At 62.8% G+C, this 16,097-nt stretch carries 16 protein-coding genes; 9 read left to right on the forward strand and 7 right to left on the reverse strand.

Annotated elements, in window-relative coordinates:
- Nucleotide 1: 1 nt before the first annotated feature.
- The 4 genes from aroE to mpl form a co-directional block, all read right to left on the reverse strand.
- On the reverse strand, nucleotides 2-952 hold the full coding sequence (gene aroE, locus BUS06_RS00520; protein ID WP_083611326.1) for a shikimate dehydrogenase: 951 nt from the start codon (nucleotides 950-952) through the stop codon (nucleotides 2-4).
- Nucleotides 949-3,072: a ribonuclease catalytic domain-containing protein gene (locus tag BUS06_RS00525; protein ID WP_074262511.1), complete on the reverse strand. Its 2,124-nt coding sequence runs from the start codon at nucleotides 3,070-3,072 to the stop codon at nucleotides 949-951. Before BUS06_RS00525 ends, aroE begins: the two co-directional genes overlap by 4 nt.
- A 138-nt stretch (nucleotides 3,073-3,210) precedes the next feature.
- Complete coding sequence (locus BUS06_RS00530) at nucleotides 3,211-3,810, reverse strand: YqiA/YcfP family alpha/beta fold hydrolase (protein WP_074262512.1); 600 nt, start codon at nucleotides 3,808-3,810, stop codon at nucleotides 3,211-3,213.
- On the reverse strand, nucleotides 3,807-5,246 hold the full coding sequence (mpl, locus tag BUS06_RS00535; protein ID WP_074262513.1) for a UDP-N-acetylmuramate:L-alanyl-gamma-D-glutamyl-meso-diaminopimelate ligase: 1,440 nt from the start codon (nucleotides 5,244-5,246) through the stop codon (nucleotides 3,807-3,809). Before mpl ends, BUS06_RS00530 begins: the two co-directional genes overlap by 4 nt.
- A gap of 231 nt (nucleotides 5,247-5,477) precedes the next feature.
- Here mpl and BUS06_RS00540 point away from each other — a divergent pair, with 231 nt between their 5' ends.
- From BUS06_RS00540 to BUS06_RS00580, 9 genes are all read left to right on the forward strand, one after another.
- On the forward strand, nucleotides 5,478-6,131 hold the full coding sequence (locus BUS06_RS00540; protein WP_074262514.1) for a UDP-N-acetylmuramate--alanine ligase: 654 nt from the start codon (nucleotides 5,478-5,480) through the stop codon (nucleotides 6,129-6,131).
- 10 nt (nucleotides 6,132-6,141) lie between these two features.
- On the forward strand, nucleotides 6,142-6,693 hold the full coding sequence (locus BUS06_RS00545; protein ID WP_074262515.1) for a TlpA family protein disulfide reductase: 552 nt from the start codon (nucleotides 6,142-6,144) through the stop codon (nucleotides 6,691-6,693).
- A gap of 194 nt (nucleotides 6,694-6,887) precedes the next feature.
- A complete protein-coding gene (gene aroQ / locus BUS06_RS00550; protein ID WP_074262516.1) occupies nucleotides 6,888-7,343 on the forward strand; it encodes a type II 3-dehydroquinate dehydratase in 456 nt (151 codons plus the stop codon).
- 70 nt (nucleotides 7,344-7,413) lie between these two features.
- On the forward strand, nucleotides 7,414-7,881 hold the full coding sequence (gene accB, locus BUS06_RS00555; protein ID WP_074262517.1) for an acetyl-CoA carboxylase biotin carboxyl carrier protein: 468 nt from the start codon (nucleotides 7,414-7,416) through the stop codon (nucleotides 7,879-7,881).
- A 111-nt stretch (nucleotides 7,882-7,992) separates the two neighbouring features.
- Nucleotides 7,993-9,360 carry an acetyl-CoA carboxylase biotin carboxylase subunit gene (gene accC / locus BUS06_RS00560; protein ID WP_074262518.1) on the forward strand — a complete coding sequence of 456 codons (1,368 nt, stop codon included), beginning with the start codon at nucleotides 7,993-7,995 and terminating at the stop codon, nucleotides 9,358-9,360.
- 3 nt (nucleotides 9,361-9,363) lie between these two features.
- Nucleotides 9,364-10,266 (forward strand): 50S ribosomal protein L11 methyltransferase, encoded by a 903-nt coding sequence (prmA, locus tag BUS06_RS00565; protein WP_074262519.1) that lies wholly within the window; start codon nucleotides 9,364-9,366, stop codon nucleotides 10,264-10,266.
- A 48-nt stretch (nucleotides 10,267-10,314) separates the two neighbouring features.
- Nucleotides 10,315-11,550 (forward strand): zinc-ribbon and DUF3426 domain-containing protein, encoded by a 1,236-nt coding sequence (locus BUS06_RS00570; RefSeq protein ID WP_074262520.1) that lies wholly within the window; start codon nucleotides 10,315-10,317, stop codon nucleotides 11,548-11,550.
- Nucleotides 11,551-11,630: 80 nt separating this feature from the next.
- A complete protein-coding gene (tpx, locus tag BUS06_RS00575; RefSeq protein ID WP_074262521.1) occupies nucleotides 11,631-12,131 on the forward strand; it encodes a thiol peroxidase in 501 nt (166 codons plus the stop codon).
- A gap of 142 nt (nucleotides 12,132-12,273) precedes the next feature.
- On the forward strand, nucleotides 12,274-13,212 hold the full coding sequence (locus tag BUS06_RS00580) for a carbohydrate kinase family protein (protein ID WP_074262522.1): 939 nt from the start codon (nucleotides 12,274-12,276) through the stop codon (nucleotides 13,210-13,212).
- A 143-nt stretch (nucleotides 13,213-13,355) separates the two neighbouring features.
- On the opposite strand, the gene BUS06_RS00585 is transcribed toward BUS06_RS00580, so the two are convergent.
- The 3 genes from BUS06_RS00585 to BUS06_RS00595 all read right to left on the reverse strand — a co-directional run bounded on the left by BUS06_RS00585 (nucleotide 13,356) and on the right by BUS06_RS00595 (nucleotide 15,629).
- Nucleotides 13,356-13,922, reverse strand: coding sequence for a histone H1-like DNA-binding protein (locus tag BUS06_RS00585; protein ID WP_074262523.1), 567 nt, complete (start codon nucleotides 13,920-13,922; stop codon nucleotides 13,356-13,358).
- A gap of 30 nt (nucleotides 13,923-13,952) precedes the next feature.
- Nucleotides 13,953-14,270 carry a hypothetical protein gene (locus tag BUS06_RS00590; RefSeq protein WP_074262524.1) on the reverse strand — a complete coding sequence of 106 codons (318 nt, stop codon included), beginning with the start codon at nucleotides 14,268-14,270 and terminating at the stop codon, nucleotides 13,953-13,955.
- A 102-nt stretch (nucleotides 14,271-14,372) separates the two neighbouring features.
- Complete coding sequence (locus BUS06_RS00595) at nucleotides 14,373-15,629, reverse strand: ribonucleotide-diphosphate reductase subunit beta (protein WP_074262525.1); 1,257 nt, start codon at nucleotides 15,627-15,629, stop codon at nucleotides 14,373-14,375.
- Nucleotides 15,630-16,097: the final 468 nt, after the last annotated feature.

Below are 16,097 nucleotides of genomic sequence, written 5' to 3' on the forward strand. Positions count from 1 at the left end.
GTCACGCTGCGCCCGGTGCAGACAACATCTGACGCAATTGCACCAGCACCGGCGCGCCGTCAGGACGCACGCCACGCCAGATATAAAACGACTCGGCGGCCTGCTCGACCAGCATGCCCAAGCCGTCCGCCGCTCGCGCGCCCAGCGTTTGCGCATGCTGCATGAACACGGTCGGCTGCGCGCCGTACATCATGTCGTAGGCAAGCGTGCCGCTGCCGAATGCGCCGTCGTCGAACTCGGGCAACGCGGCATCCAGACTGCCGGCGGTTGCATTGATGATGACGTCGTAAGCGCCTGGCTCGATCGCTGTTGCGCTGCCGCCGCTCAAACGGCAACCGGCCGCCTGCGCCGCCGCGCTGAACTGATCGACCAGCGCACTGGCCTTCCCGGCGGTGCGGTTGACAATGGTCAACGTGTGCGGTGCGCGCTCCAGCATCGGCAGCACCACGCCGCGCGCCGCACCGCCTGCGCCCAGCAGCAGGATGCGAGCACCCTTAAGTGGCGTAGCCAGATTCACTTCGATGTCGCGCACAAGCCCAAAGCCGTCGGTATTGTCGCCGTGGATACCGGCAGCATCGAAGCGCAAGGTATTCACCGCGCCGGCTGCCGCGGCGCGAGGCGACAGCGTCGTCGACAACGCGTGGGCGTCCAGCTTGAACGGCACCGTGACGTTGAGCCCGCGTCCGCCGGCTTCCATGAAAGCGCGTACGTGCGGCACAAACGCATCGATCGGCGCCAGCAAATGGGTGTATTCGATCGGCTCGCCAGTCTGCTCGGCGAAGCGTGCATGAATGAACGGCGACTTGCTGTGGCTAACCGGATTGCCGATTACTGCGTAGCGGTCGCGCACACCGGATGCCGTTAGTTGTCCAGACGCACTTGAGCTCGCCTGAGCAGCAGCAGCAGCAGCGGCTCCGCCGCCGAAGTTAGCCGCGTTAGCCGTTTGACTCATTGCCCAGGCTCCGCCACGTGCTGATCGGCGGGCGCCGCCTCACCGTTGTCAGTGCCTGCGCCGCTGTTTTCCGCGGAATCTGCGTCGGCCTCGCCTTCACCTTGACCCGACGCTTTCGCCGCTGCTTCCGCTTCGCTTTCCGCAGAGTCATCCGCGGCGTCGATGACCTCTTCTTCGCCCTCGTCAGCCTCTTCCGCTTCCGTACCGCTCGTGACCGTCGGCGCGTCGAGCACGTGCAGCATCCGCACGGACGCTTCGACCGTCAGCTCGTCGATCGACATCACTTCCATCAACAGGCGTGTACCGCGCGCATGCACCCCGAGCGCCGGCACATGCAACAGCAACGGAATCTCTTCAAGCCGCACGAGGTCGTCCTTCACCACCGATGCCACCACCTGCTTCCGGTTCTCCTGCTTCAACCAGCGCAGGCACCAGAAGTACTCCATGCGGCGCTGGTGATCGGCATAGGCCGAATACGTGTCGTCGAAACCTTGCACGACAGCAAACAGATCGGCGTCCTTCGGCTTGAACGGTGCGGCCAGCTTGGCGGTCACGCCATGTTGCACGCAGGCGAGCAACTGCCATTGATTGACCAGGTCCACATAGCGGCGCAGCGGCGACGTGCTCCACGCATACTGCGTCACCCCAAGGCCTTCGTGCGGCGCGGCGGTGGTCTGCATACGCGTGCGCTTCGGACCCGTCGGCGCGCCGAACGCCCGCTGCGTTCGGTAAATCCCCGGCACGCCGTGGTCATGCAGGAATGCGCCCCATGACGAATTGGCCAGAATCGCCAGCTCGGCGACGATCGTGTCGAGCGGTGAACCGCGGCGGCGCGGCGTGATCGTGATGTGCTCGCCGTCCACGTAGAAATTGAAGTCGGTATTGCGCTGCACTTCGCGACGCAAACCATAGCCCGCGCGCGCCTGCTGGCGCTTCTCGAACAACGCCAGCGCGAACGGCCACAGCACCGCAATGTCTTCCTTATGCGGATATTCGCCGCTACCGGCGGCAAGCGCCTCTTCGGTGACCAGTTCGTCCAGCGTGTTGTGGCGCAGATTGTTCTTCACGAAGACGCGCTCGGCGCGCGTCTCGCTTGCCACAATTTCCTGCGTCTCGCGATTGACGATCACATACAGCGAGAGCGCCGGCCGCAGGCCGCCCTCAGCCAGCGTGAACGCCTCCACCACGCTGTCCGGCAGCATCGTGATCTTGTCACCCGGCATATATACCGTCGACAGACGCGTGCGGGCAATGCCATCCACTTCGTCGCCACGCTGGATGCCCAGCGCCGGCGCCGCGATGTGTACGCCAATGCGCACGCGGCCATCCGCGAGATGCTCGACCGAGAACGCATCGTCGATTTCGGTGGTGGTGACGTCATCGATCGAGAACGCCTGTACGTCCGCTGTCGGCAAGTCCTCCGGCACAGCGCCGACCGTCACGGGCGCAAAACCCGTACCGTGCGGGAAGAATTCCGACAGGAAGCGTGCTTCATGCAATGCGCGCGCCGAGGGAATGCCGCCACATTCGAGCATCAGTCGCGCCTGCGAAATGCCGCGCGCCGCCGCAGCAGCTTCGAGCGCCTTGTATTCGATGGTGTTCTTGTCAGGCTTGGTCAACAGGCCAAGCGCCTTGCCGGCGAAGACTTCGGGCAGACGGCCGGCCTTCAGCTCTTCTTCGTACCCGGCCTGCACCAACCCCTGCTGACGTTTGCGTTCGAGCGCGGCCAGCGCCAGCTTGAGCTGCTCTTCCGGCGCGCGTTGATACTGGCCGCGGCCCTTGCGGCGGAAGTACACCGGTGCGCTGTGCATCCGCAACACCAGCGCCGCCCGCTCCACCGGACCGAACGACGCGCCGAAGTAATCGGCGCCCAGCGTCGCAAACGGGAATTCATCCTCGGGTGCGCACTCCCACAGGAAATCCAGATCGATCTCCTGCGCGGCCGCGTCGGCCTGCTGGATCAGATCGCCGGCGCTCGGCTTCTCGAATTCGATCAGCACGTCTTTTGACCGTACCTTCGTGCGCCGTCCGCCCGGCAACTCCACCTGGAATGCATCGCCCTGGCGCGACAGCACGCTGCCCGCCTTGAAACTGCCCGATTCCTCGAAGAAAACGTTCACTCAATACTCTCGTTCTGACTTGCATCTGCCGCAGCGCCTGGCGGTTGAATCCGGCCTGCGCGTCGGCAACGTGTTCGTGGTGGTAGATCCGCCGCGCTCGTGTTGGGCGCCGGCGGCATGAATCAATGCATTACCGGATCAGGCCGCCGCGCGTGGCGCCGGCGGTTCCAGATCCTCTGCGTCGCAAAAGGCCAGCACGTCGTCGACGTACTGCTCGAATTCACTGATTGCGTGGTCGCTGCCTTCGATCAGCGTCGTGCGTGCGCCCGGATAGTGGGCGAGCATCTCACGGTAATCGAGTACTTCGTCACCGGTCGCTGCAATCAAATAATAGCGTTCGGGCCGCGTGATGGCGGTGACACCCAGTGCCCGCAGTTCGTCCAGATGATGCGGTTCGACGACGATGCTGCCGCCACCATGCCACAGCGGCTGCTCGCCGAGATACTGGCTGAGATCGCGCTGCGGCACGACCGCCGGATTCAGCAGGACCGCTGGCCAGCCGTGTTTTTCGGCCAGATGCGTGGCGAAATAACCGCCGAGCGAACTGCCGATCACGGTCACCGGCGTTGCTGCCCTGGCGGCCAGCGATTCAGCCAGCGCGATGGTTTCGAGCGGCGATACCGGCAACATCGGGCAGCACCATTCCGCCGAGCGGCCGAGTTCGGCCAGACGCGTCGCCATCACGCGTGCCTTGAACGAATTCGGCGACGAGCGGAAGCCGTGCAGATAGAGGATCACGCCTCGCCCCGTCCGGTTGAATCGGGCCGCGCCTCAGCCGGCCGCGCCTGAACCGGCCGTGCCGACAGCGCATCGAGCAGCTTCTGATGGACACCACCGAAGCCGCCATTACTCATCACCAGCACCTGATCACCAGGCCGGGCGGCTGCCACAACCGCTTTGACGAGCGCATCGAGGTTATCGAAGGCCTGCGCCTTGTCGCCGAGCGGCGCCAGCGCTTCGCCGAGATTCCAGCCCAGCGCGTCGCGTCCGGTAGGCGCGCCATAACCGAACACCAGATCCGCATCCGCGAGACTCGCCGGCAATTGCGCCTTCATCACACCGAGCTTCATCGTGTTCGAACGCGGTTCCAGCACGGCGAGGATGCGCGTGCGTTCGCGGCCGACGCGTGTCCGCAGACCGGCGACGGTCGTCTCGATGGCGGTGGGATGATGCGCAAAGTCGTCGTAGACCGTCACGCCGTCGACGCTGCCGCGCACCTCCATCCGGCGCTTCACATTGCGGAAGCTCGCCAGCGACTGCGCGGCCTGCGCGGGCGGCACGCCTACGCTGCGCGCCGCGGCGATCGCCGCGATCGCATTCATGCGGTTATGTTCGCCTTGCACCTGCCAGTCGACCACCCCAACACGCGCACCGTTGTGATACACCGCGAAGCGCTCGTCGACGGGCACGCCGTCTTCAGCCGGCAGCGCTTCCCAACCGCCCTGCACGCCAAAGCGTTCCACTTCGCTCCAGCAGCCGCGCGAAAGCACGCGTTCAAGCGCGTCCTCGCGACCGTTGGTGACAATCCGCCCAATGCCCGGCACGGTACGCACCAGATGACGGAACTGCGTCTCGATAGCAGCGAGATCGGGGAAAATGTCGGCGTGATCGAACTCGAGGTTATTCAGAACCGCCGTGCGCGGCCGGTAGTGGACGAACTTCGAACGCTTGTCGAAGAAGGCCGTGTCGTACTCGTCGGCCTCGATCACGAAGAAGCTCGAATCGGTCAGCCGCGCCGAGATGCCGAAGTTCAGCGGCACGCCGCCGATGAGAAACCCCGGATTCAGCCCCGCATCCTCGAGCAGCCAGGTGAGCATCGAACTCGTGGTGGTCTTGCCGTGCGTGCCAGCTACAGCCAGCACCCACTTGCCGTTCAGCACGTGCTCGCCGAGCCACTGCGGGCCGGACACATACGGCAGGCCGCGATCGAGAATCGCTTCCATCAGCGGATTGCCGCGTGAAACCACGTTGCCGATCACGAACAGATCGGGGTTCAGATCGACCTGCTCCGCGCCGTAACCCTCTATAAGACGAATCCCCTGGGCCTCGAGCTGCGTGCTCATGGGCGGGTAGACGCCGGCGTCGCAGCCGGTCACCGTATGCCCGGCGCCACGCGCGAGTACCGCGAGACCGCCCATGAACGTACCGCAGATGCCGAGGATGTGGATGTGCATAAGCCTGTCGTGCCGCGCGGGCGTATTTGCGTGGGAGGAGGGCGCAGGAGGGGCCGAAAAGGTCCGTCTGCAAAGGACGCTATTGTAACCGACGCCCTTCGAATGCCCTACGCAGCGCGGACGTGCCCAGCCGTTCCGGCCCGCCGGGCGGACTTCACGCCGGTCACCCCGGCGCGGGACAGACCGCCCGGCGCGAAAAGGCCGCACTTCAATCTCTAGTATGATTGTGAGATGGTTCGCAAATCACATTTCGATCCGCAGCGGGTGCGCGAGGAAATCGCCATCGCCGCTGCGCGGATGATCGCCGAGGACGGTCTGGACTACTCGACGGCCAAGCGCAAAGCTGCGCGGCAAGTCGTCGGGGAGACACGTGTCGCCGGTGAATGGCTGCCGGATAACGACCAGATCGAGGAAGAAATCCGCGAATACCAGTCGCTTTTTCAGGGCGACAGCCAGCCAGTGGTGCTGCGCCGCTTGCGCGGCGTAGCGCTGGACTGGATGCAGCGGCTCGCCCCATTCAATCCCTATCTGACCGGCGCGGTGCTCAATGGCACCGCGGGCGAGCATTCGGATGTCTATCTGCAGGCGTTCTGCGACAACCCGAAAGACGTCGCGATCTATTTCCTTAATGCCAACGTGCAATACGACGTGTCCGAGACGCGCCATTTCGCGGGCCGCGGCTACGTCGAAACGCTGAGTTTCCTGTGGCGCCCCGAGCGGGCAACGCCTGGCGACGAGCCGGTCGGCATCCATGTGGCGCTTTACGGCACTGACGACTTGCGCGGCGCGGTGCGTGCCGATGCGCGCGGCCGCCACGCCCGCGCGAGCGTGCAGGCCGTGCAGGCGTTGCTCGATAAAGACGGCATCACCTCCCCCAATAATTGATCGGACAACAATGAAGACCAAGTTGATTGTGGCAAGTGCGTTCGTAGCGTTAATCGCAGCAGGCGCGGGCGTATTCGCGGGCCACAGCGCGCTCAACGCAGGCGGGATGGAAGTCGCGGAGGCCGCCCAGCCGGCCCCACAAAACGCCGTCGCACAGTTGTGGGCCGCTCCCGTCACCAATGCAGATGGCAAACCGCAGTCGCTCAGCCTGCTCAAGGGACACCCGGTGGTGGTCAACTTCTGGGCCTCGTGGTGTGGCCCGTGCGTGGAAGAGATGCCGTCGCTCGCCCAGCTGCATCGCGAATACGCGAAAAAAGGCATCGAGTTCGTCGGACTTGGCGTCGATTCGGACAAAAACGTGAAAGCGTTTCTGCAGAAGGTGCCGGTGGACTACCCCGTCTATGTGATCGGCTTTGGCGGTGCGGACCTCGCCCGGGCCTTCGGCAATAATGCGGGCGGCTTGCCGTTCACCGTCGTGATCGACGCAAAAGGCAACGTTCGCTCGACAAAATTAGGGCAAATCCAGCCGGACGAGCTGAAACACACCCTCGACACGCTCTGAATTTGACATTCGCCTAACGGTTAATTGCGGCCGGAACGGGTCGAATTGGGTGCAAATTGCATAAAATTGCCGGAAGATGCGGGCACGGACGATCCGCCGAGGACCGTCCAGATCAAGCCTCGTGCGCGTGAAACTAGACAAGTTTCTCTAATCAGCGCTAAAGTGCGCCCAACTCCACGGAAATAGAAGCGACCATGACGCGACTGCTGGTACTGCACGGACCTAACCTCAATCTTCTCGGTACCCGGGAACCGGAGGTCTATGGTCACGTGACGCTGCCGCAGATCGATCAGGCGCTGGCCGACCGTGCAACGGACGCCGGTGTCGAACTCGCGTCGTTCCAGAGCAATCATGAAGGCGCCCTGGTCGATCGCATCCAGTCCGCACGGATCGAAAAAACCGATTTCATTCTGATCAATCCCGCCGCGTACACGCACACCAGCGTGGCGGTTCGGGACGCACTGGCGGGGGTCGGCATCCCGTTCGTCGAGATTCATCTGTCGAACGTGCATCGTCGCGAACCGTTCCGGCATCACTCGTATTTCTCCGACCAGGCCGAGGGCGTCATTTGCGGCCTCGGCTGGAAGGGATATCTGTACGCGCTCGAATTCGCGCTGGACCGGCTCGCCGCCGGCTCGTCGCGCGGCTGATTCCAACAAACTACTTTTAGCCGGCAGGCAACGCCGCCGGCACTTCATGTATTGAAAGGGGATGTGCCCAATGGATCTACGTAAACTGAAGACTCTGATCGACCTCGTCTCCGAGTCCGGCATTTCGGAACTGGAAGTGACTGAAGGTGAAGGCAAGGTCCGCATCGTCAAGAATGCGCCGCCGGTTTACGTCCAGCCGTCCGCGTCCTATGCACCGCAGTACGCCGCGCCGGCACCGGCCGCAGCAGGCCCCGCCGCTGAAGCGCCGGCTGCTCCGGCAACGCCCGCGCCCGTTGCGCAGCAAGGCCATGTCGTAACCTCGCCGATGGTCGGCACGTTCTATCGCGCGCCGTCGCCGGGTGCCGAGGCGTTCGTCCAGGTGGGCGATACGGTCAAGGAAGGCCAGACCATTTGCATCATCGAAGCGATGAAGCTGCTCAACGAGATCGAGTCGGACAAGTCCGGCGTGGTCAAGGAAATCCTCGTCGACAACGGGCAAGCCGTCGAATACGGTCAGCCGCTGTTCGTGGTCGGCTAACGCGGCACGCTTTGCGTTTGCCGTCCGCGCACCTGCAGGAACGGGGTGCGCGACCGATCCTCTGAGGCTCCCGCTACCCTGCGGCGCCCATTGATGAGTCGAAAATCCGCTATGTTTGAAAAAATTCTCATTGCCAATCGCGGCGAGATCGCGCTTCGAATTCAGCGCGCCTGCCGTGAGCTCGGCGTCAAGACGGTCGTCGTCTATTCCGAGGCCGACAAAGAAGCCAAGTATGTGAAGCTCGCCGACGAGGCCGTCTGTATCGGCCCGGCGCCTTCGAACCTGAGCTATCTGAACATGCCGGCGCTGATCAGCGCGGCCGAAGTCACCGACGCCGAAGCGATCCACCCCGGCTACGGCTTTCTCTCCGAGAACGCCGACTTCGCCGAGCGCGTCGAACAGTCCGGCTTCACCTTCATCGGCCCGCGCCCGGAAACAATCCGGATGATGGGCGACAAGGTCACGGCCAAGCAGACCATGATCAAAACCGGCGTGCCCTGCGTGCCGGGTTCTGAAGGCGCGTTGCCCGACGATCCGAAAGAGATCGTGAAAATTGCCCGCCAGGTCGGCTATCCGGTGATCATCAAGGCAGCTGGCGGCGGCGGTGGCCGCGGCATGCGCGTGGTCCACACGGAAGCGGCGCTCGTCAACGCGGTCAACATGACGCGCGAAGAAGCCGGCCGCGCTTTCGGCAACCCGCAGGTCTACATGGAGAAATTCCTGGAGAACCCGCGGCACATCGAAATCCAGATCCTCGCCGATTCGTTCAAGAACGCTATCTGGCTCGGTGAGCGCGATTGCTCGATGCAGCGCCGTCACCAGAAGGTGATCGAAGAAGCGCCGGCGCCTGGAATTGCACGCCGCCTGATCGACCGGATCGGCGATCGTTGCGCGGATGCCTGCAAGAAGATGGGCTATCTCGGCGCGGGCACGTTCGAGTTCCTGTACGAAAACGGCGAGTTCTACTTCATCGAGATGAACACGCGCGTGCAGGTCGAACATCCGGTGACCGAACTGATTACTGGTGTCGATATCGTCCAGGAACAGATCCGCATCGCGGCCGGCGAAAAGCTCGCCTTCCGCCAGCGCGACATCGTGTTCAAGGGCCATGCAATCGAATGCCGGATCAACGCCGAAGATCCGTTCAAGTTCACGCCGTCGCCGGGACGCCTCACCTCCTGGCATATGCCGGGCGGCCCCGGCATCCGTGTCGATTCGCACGCGTACAACGGCTACTTCGTGCCGCCGAACTACGATTCGATGATCGGCAAGCTGATCGCCTATGGCGCGACGCGCGAGCAGGCTATCAAGCGGATGCGTATCGCGCTGTCGGAAATGGTGGTTGAAGGCATTCAGACCAACATCCCGCTGCACCGCGAGCTGATGCTCGACGCAAAGTTCGTCGAGGGCGGCACCAGCATTCACTACCTCGAAAACCGTCTGGCCGCAAAGCAGCAGGCCGCGCCGGAAGAAGCGTAAGCCATGAGTTACCGGGAACTGATCGTCGAGCTGGCACGTGAGCACGCGGAGGAACTGTCCGACGCGTTGCTCGAGCTCGGCGCGTTGTCCGTGTCGGTGGAAGATGCGGATGCCGATACGCCCGACGAGCAGCCGCTCTTCGGCGAACCCGGTCTTACACCTGATCGCACGGCATGGCAGCATTCGCGCGTGATCGCGCTGCTGGCGCCGGAACATGAGCCGGCGGTTCTGCTGACCGCCGCCGCGAACGAACTGGGTTTAAGTCCCGCGCCTACGTTCAGCGTGCGTGAAGTCGAAGAACAGGACTGGGTGCGGCTCACGCAGTCGCAGTTCGATCCGATTCCGATCGGCGAACGCATCTGGGTCGTGCCGTCATGGCACGATGCACCGGATCCCGATGCGCTCGTGCTCGAACTCGACCCGGGTCTCGCCTTCGGCACCGGCAGTCATCCGACCACGCGCCTGTGTATGGAATGGCTCGAGCAGTCGGTCAAGCCGAACCAGTCGGTGCTCGACTACGGTTGCGGCTCCGGCATTCTCGCGATCCTCGCGAAGAAGTGCGGCGCGAATCCCGTCTACGGTATCGACATCGATCCGCAGGCCGTCGAATCGGCTCGCCATAACAGCGAGCGTAACCGCGCCGAAGTCATCTACGGCCTGCCCGAAGACTGCCCGGCCGGCGAGTTCGATATCGTCGTCGCCAACATCCTGTCCAATCCGCTCAAGCTGATGGCCTCGATGCTGTCGTCGAAGGTGAAGCCGGGTGGACGCCTTGCGCTGTCGGGGATTCTGGCGCGCCAGGCCGAGGAAGTCGCGCGCGTTTATCAACAGTGGATCGACATCGCCGTATGGCGTGAACACGAAGGTTGGGTATGCCTGACGGGAACGCGTCGGGAAAGCCATTAGAATAAGACGTATTGTCCAACCACCGGCCCTGCGGCCAATCGGCTCAATATGCTCCTGGCGACGCGCTGTCCTTTCTGCGAAACGGTCTTCCGGCTTCAGCCGGCGCAGCTCGCGCTGCGCCGCGGCCTTGTGCGCTGCGGGCATTGCCAGGAAGTGTTCGACGCATCGAGTAGTCTGTATGAGACCGCCGAGGGCGGCGACTTCGCCACGGCCACGCCGATTTCTCCGGCAGCCGTGACTGCGTTGAACCCGGCTTCGAGTGCGGCCCCCGCACCGGCTCCGCGCCCGAAAGCACCGAATTTCAGCGCCGAGGCATGGGACCCGTGGGCACCACAGGCCGACGCCGTCATCGACCAGAGCTTGCTGCACAACGCAAGCAACCTGCCGCTGGCGCCTGTCTCCGGCAACCTCGCTGTCACCCCGTGGCACGCCTCGGAGCGGGATGCTGCCGATCATCGGGAACCAGTATTCGCGGCCGAGCCGGAACCGGTCAGCGTGGATGACGATCACTTCGTGTCCCACGCGGCGCCCGAGGTAGAACCGGAACTCGTGTCCGAGGCCACTCCCGAGGTCGCGCCCGAGCCTGCGCCGGTATGGCGTCAGCCGGAACATCGCGCGGACGACGAGCCTGCCTTGCAGGACGCGCATGCCGCCGCTGAAACGCTACGCACCGCTCCAGACCACGAACCGCATTTCGGTACCGCCGCTGCCACTGCCAGCGCCACGCCCTTCGCCACCAATCCGCCGGCGGATGAAGCCGATCCGTTCCAGGTGATCCGCGAGACGCGTGCGGCTCCGCCGCGCCGCGTCGGCTGGACGATCTTCGGCGCGCTGGTTGCTTTCATCCTGTTGCTCGGTCTGCTCGCGCAGCTCGCCTGGTGGCAACGCGAACTCATCATGGTCGATTGGCCGGCCTCGCAGGCGCTCTATGCACAGGTTTGTGCGCCGCTTGGCTGCACCGTCATGCCGCCGCACGATATTGATGGCCTGCAGGTCGAGCCGTCCGATCTCCGCCAGATCGACGGGCCGCACAAGCTCGAGCTGAAGATGCCGCTGCGCAACCGCTACAACGTCGCGCTCGCCTATCCGGCTATCGAACTCACGCTGCTCGACGATCAGAACAACGTCGCCGTGCGCCGTGTGCTGTGGCCGCAGGACTACGTCAAACCCGGCACGCCGATCGCAGCCGGCCTGCCGCCACGCACGACGCAAACCATGGTCGTGCACCTGGATACCGGCAACGCAGTCGCATCGAATTTCCGCGTACAGATCTTCTACCCCTGAACATAAGCCGCAGTTTTCTTGCGCCCGCGACACAGCGGGCGCGTTCACCGTCAATCCCTGATAAATCTTCGGAGCACAACATGAGTCAAGTCACGCTGGGTGGCAACCCGATCGAAGTCGCCGGCACGTTTCCGGCCGTGGGCCAGAAGGCGCCTGCGTTCTCGCTGGTCGGCAAGGATCTGAAGCCGGTCACGCTCGCCGATTTCGCCGGCAAGCGCAAAGTGCTGAACATCGTGCCGAGTCTCGACACGCCGACCTGCGCCACCTCCACCCGCAAGTTCAACGAGGCCGCAGGCAAGCTGTCGAATACGGCCGTGATCGTGGTGTCGGGCGATCTGCCGTTCGCGGCCACGCGCTTCTGCACGACCGAAGGCATCGAAAACGTCTCGACCGCTTCGACTTTCCGCGGCCACGAGTTCGCTCAGGCCTACGGTGTCGACGTGACGAGCGGCCCGCTGACCGGCCTGACGGCGCGCGCCGTGGTCGTCATCGACGAGAACGACAATGTGGTTCACGCTGAGCTCGTCGGCGAGATCAAGAACGAACCGAACTACGACGCGGCACTCGACGCACTGAAGTAAGCGTCCAGCACCCGGACCCGCGCCGCGCCTTTTTGCGCGGCGCTTTCGCATCCGTCGCACGGTTTATGCGGTGCGCGAAGCGCGCGGGTCCGGGAGCGCCCCCCGTGTTTTATCTTTGCAGATTTCTACAGGACTACTCGCCTTGGCTACGCTGATTTGCGGCTCGCTCGCCTACGACAACATCATGACCTTTGAGGGCCGCTTTCGGGAGCACATCCTGCCCGAGCAGGTCCATATCCTCAACGTGAGCTTCCTGGTGCCGACGATGCGCAGCGAGTTCGGGGGTTGCGCCGGCAACATGGCCTACTCGCTGAATCTGCTGGGCGGCGACGCACGCATCATGGGCGCGCTCGGCGCGGTCGACGCACAACGCTACCTGGATCGCTTCGACCAGCTGGGCCTCTCGCGCGAGCACGTGCTCGTGCTGGAGAACACCTACTCCGCGCAAGCGATGATCACCACCGATCTGGAAAACAATCAGATCACCGCCTTCCACCCCGGCGCGATGATGCAGGCGCATCTGAACCACGCCGACGAAGCGAAGGACATCACGCTCGCGATCGTAGGACCGGACGGCTACGACGCGATGACCCAGCACTCCGAACGACTCGCCGCTGCCGGCGTGCCGTTCATCTTCGATCCGGGCCAGGGGCTGCCGCTGTTCGACGGCGCGACGCTGCGCCGCATGATCGAGCTCGCCACTTACGTGGCGGTGAACGACTACGAGGCCAAACTGGTGAGCGACAAGACCGGCTGGTCAGTCGAAGAAATTGCCGCAAAGGTCGAAGCGCTGATCGTGACGCGCGGCGAGCATGGCTCGCAAATCCATCACGCGGGCGGTATTGAGGAGATCCCTCCCGTCACGGCCAGGCAGGTACTCGACCCGACCGGCTGCGGCGATGCCTTCCGCGGCGGTTTGCTCTACGGTATCGAGAAGCAGCTCGGCTGGGCCACTACGGGCCGTCTCGCAGGCCTGATGGGCACGCTCAAGATAGAGCATCTCGGACCGCAAAACTATGCGCCCACCCGGGCAGAGATCAACGAGCGGTTCAAGCAGGTATTTGGCTACGATCTGACGTAACGCCAAAGCGCCCGCGCACGAAACACAGCGGGCAAAAAAAATCCCGCCGCCGGAAACCCGGCGACGGGACGGTGATTGAGCAGCGAGACTGAAGGGCTACTCAATCATCGGACACATCGAAATGTGCCTAACGACTCAGCCAGTTACGGACGGCTGCCGGTCGGGAACGGCCATGCTGCAGCCGGGTTCAACGCGGTCTTCACCGTAGCTGCCGGTGCTGCGCTCGTTGCAGCGGGAGCAGCAGGTGCCGGTGCAGCCTTCTTGGCAACAGCCTTCTTCGGAGCAGCAGCCTTCTTGGCAGGCGCAGCGGGGGCTTTCGCAGCCTTCTTCGCAGGGGCCTTGGCGGCCTTCTTCGCGGGGGCCTTGGCAGCCTTCTTGGCAGGCGCCTTCTTGGCAGCGGCCTTCTTAGCCGGTGCTGCCTTCTTGGCAACCTTCTTCGCTGCAACCTTCTTTACTGCTGCCTTCTTTGCCGGTGCTGCCTTCTTCGCTGCAACCTTCTTCACTGCAACTTTCTTGGCTGCAACCTTCTTCACAGCGGCCTTCTTAGCCGGCGCCTTCTTCGCTGCAACCTTCTTCACAGCGACTTTCTTCGCAGCAACCTTCTTCACTGCGACTTTCTTCGCTGCGGCCTTCTTTGCCGGTGCTGCCTTCTTCGCTGCAACCTTCTTCACAGCGACTTTCTTAGCGGCGGCTTTTTTTGCAGTTGCCATCATTTTCTCCTTCAGGTTTTCAGATGAGAGTCAGTTCAAACTACACCCTTCGTCAAAACCCGCTTCCCGCGGACGCTTCTCAGGGCGCGCACTACGAAGCGGGCTATTCATCGGCGTACGCAGGTGCTGCGCGCTTACGCTAATGAATACGGTAAGGCGCGCCGTGCCATCGGGCACCGCGCGCCAAGTCCAGTCAGCGTCGGATCTCGACGCCGGCAATCGTTTGATCGAGCCGCCGGCCGTCAGGCCAGCGGCTTTTTCCGGGGGGAAGTTTGCCCATCCCACTGAAGGGTTCGCAAAGTGCCTATCATGTTTGTGGGCCGCTAAGGCACCGGGCACGCTTTGCATCAGGCGGTTCTGCTCCTAACCATAACTGCCGCGGGCTCGGCCGGCGGCATCCCCATCAAAGAGTTCGCATTCCAACTGCGTTCAACCGCAGCGCACCCGGGATTACTCCCAGCTCAGCGCACCGCCGGTCTGATATTCAATCACTCGCGTTTCGAAGAAGTTGCGTTCCTTCTTCAGGTCGATCATCTCGCTCATCCACGGGAACGGGTTTTCCTCGTTCGGGTACAGCGGATCGAGACCGATCTGCTGGCAACGGCGGTTGCAGATGAAGCGCAGATAGCTCTTGAACATCGACGCATTGAGGCCGAGCACCCCGCGCGGCATCGTGTCTTCTGCGTAACGATATTCAAGGTCGACCGCTTGCTTGAAGATTTCGCGGATTTCCGCGCGGAACTCAGCCGTCCACAAGTGCGGGTTTTCGAGTTTGATCTGGTTGATCAGGTCAATGCCGAAATTGCAGTGCATCGACTCGTCGCGCAGGATGTATTGGTACTGTTCCGCCGCGCCGGTCATCTTGTTCTGACGGCCAAGCGCCAGGATCTGGGTAAAGCCGACGTAGAAGAACAGCCCTTCCATCACACAGGCGAACACGATCAGCGAACGCAGCAGCGTCTGGTCTGCCTCGACGGTCCCGGTCTTGAAGGCCGGATCGGTCAGCACGTGGATGTACGGAATCAGGAATTCGTCTTTCGCGCGGATCGAGGAAACCTCGTGGTACGCGTTGAAGATTTCGCCTTCGTCGAGGCCCAGCGATTCGACGATGTACTGGTAGGCGTGCGTGTGGATCGCCTCTTCGAACGCCTGGCGCAGCAGGAACTGGCGGCATTCGGGCGCCGTGATGTGGCGGTAGGTGCCCAGCACGATGTTATTGGCGGCGAGCGAGTCGGCCGTCACGAAGAAGCCGAGGTTGCGCTTGACGATGCGGCGCTCGTCCTCGGTCAGCCCATTCGGGTCTTTCCACAGGGCGATGTCGCGGGACATGTTGATTTCCTGCGGCATCCAGTGGTTCGCACAGCCGGAGAGATACTTCTCCCACGCCCACTTGTACTTGAACGGCACCAGCTGATTGACGTCGGTCTGGCCGTTGATGATGCGCTTGTCGGCGACATTCACGCGCGCTTCGGAGACGGCGGCGGATGTGTCGGCGGAGGTTTGAGCGGTAGATGGAGTAGCGGCACGGGCGGCGACGGGAGCGACAGCGATGTCGTTCGCGAAGATTTCCTGGGCCGAGGGAGCTTGATGAGGGGCACGCGTTCCGACTTGCGTACCGACAGCCGATCCCGAGGCGTTGCGCAACTCATTCAGTTGCGTAGCGCTCGAGGGAGTTACGGCAGTGATCTCGTCATCCCAGTTGAGCATAAATGTCACCATCAATTTAGAACGGTTTGTACCATCTTTTCACGAGCGATAAAAGAGTTCGCTGATGAAAAATCCTGTTTTCGATTCGCGTTGCGACCTTCATACAACACTTTGGTCAACAGACTGTCTCTGATACCTCATGTGAGGTGACCCAAACATGTGTTGTCGAAGTGCTTCGCTCTCTCGAGAGAACATCGAATCGAAGCGATCCCGATGCTCTGAAAACTGTGTTGTGTTGCCTGATGTACTGCCTGGCTTTTGCACGTTGCCTTGGCTGTTGCTAGTTCGTCAGCACGAGCAAGGCAAAGTTCAATGAGTCGTGAGAGCTGGCGAGCGCGTGTTGCTCGTATGTCGCTCGCGTGCTGCGCGCTTCTTCGTGTCGAGCGCCTGGGGTTGCCTGGTAGTGCGCGCTGCTGTTCGTTACTGTTTGTTGCTGCTTTTCGCTGATGCTGATCGCAAGACAAGTGC

The organism is Paraburkholderia phenazinium (genome assembly GCF_900141745.1).
Classification (GTDB): Bacteria; Pseudomonadota; Gammaproteobacteria; order Burkholderiales; family Burkholderiaceae; genus Paraburkholderia; species Paraburkholderia phenazinium_B.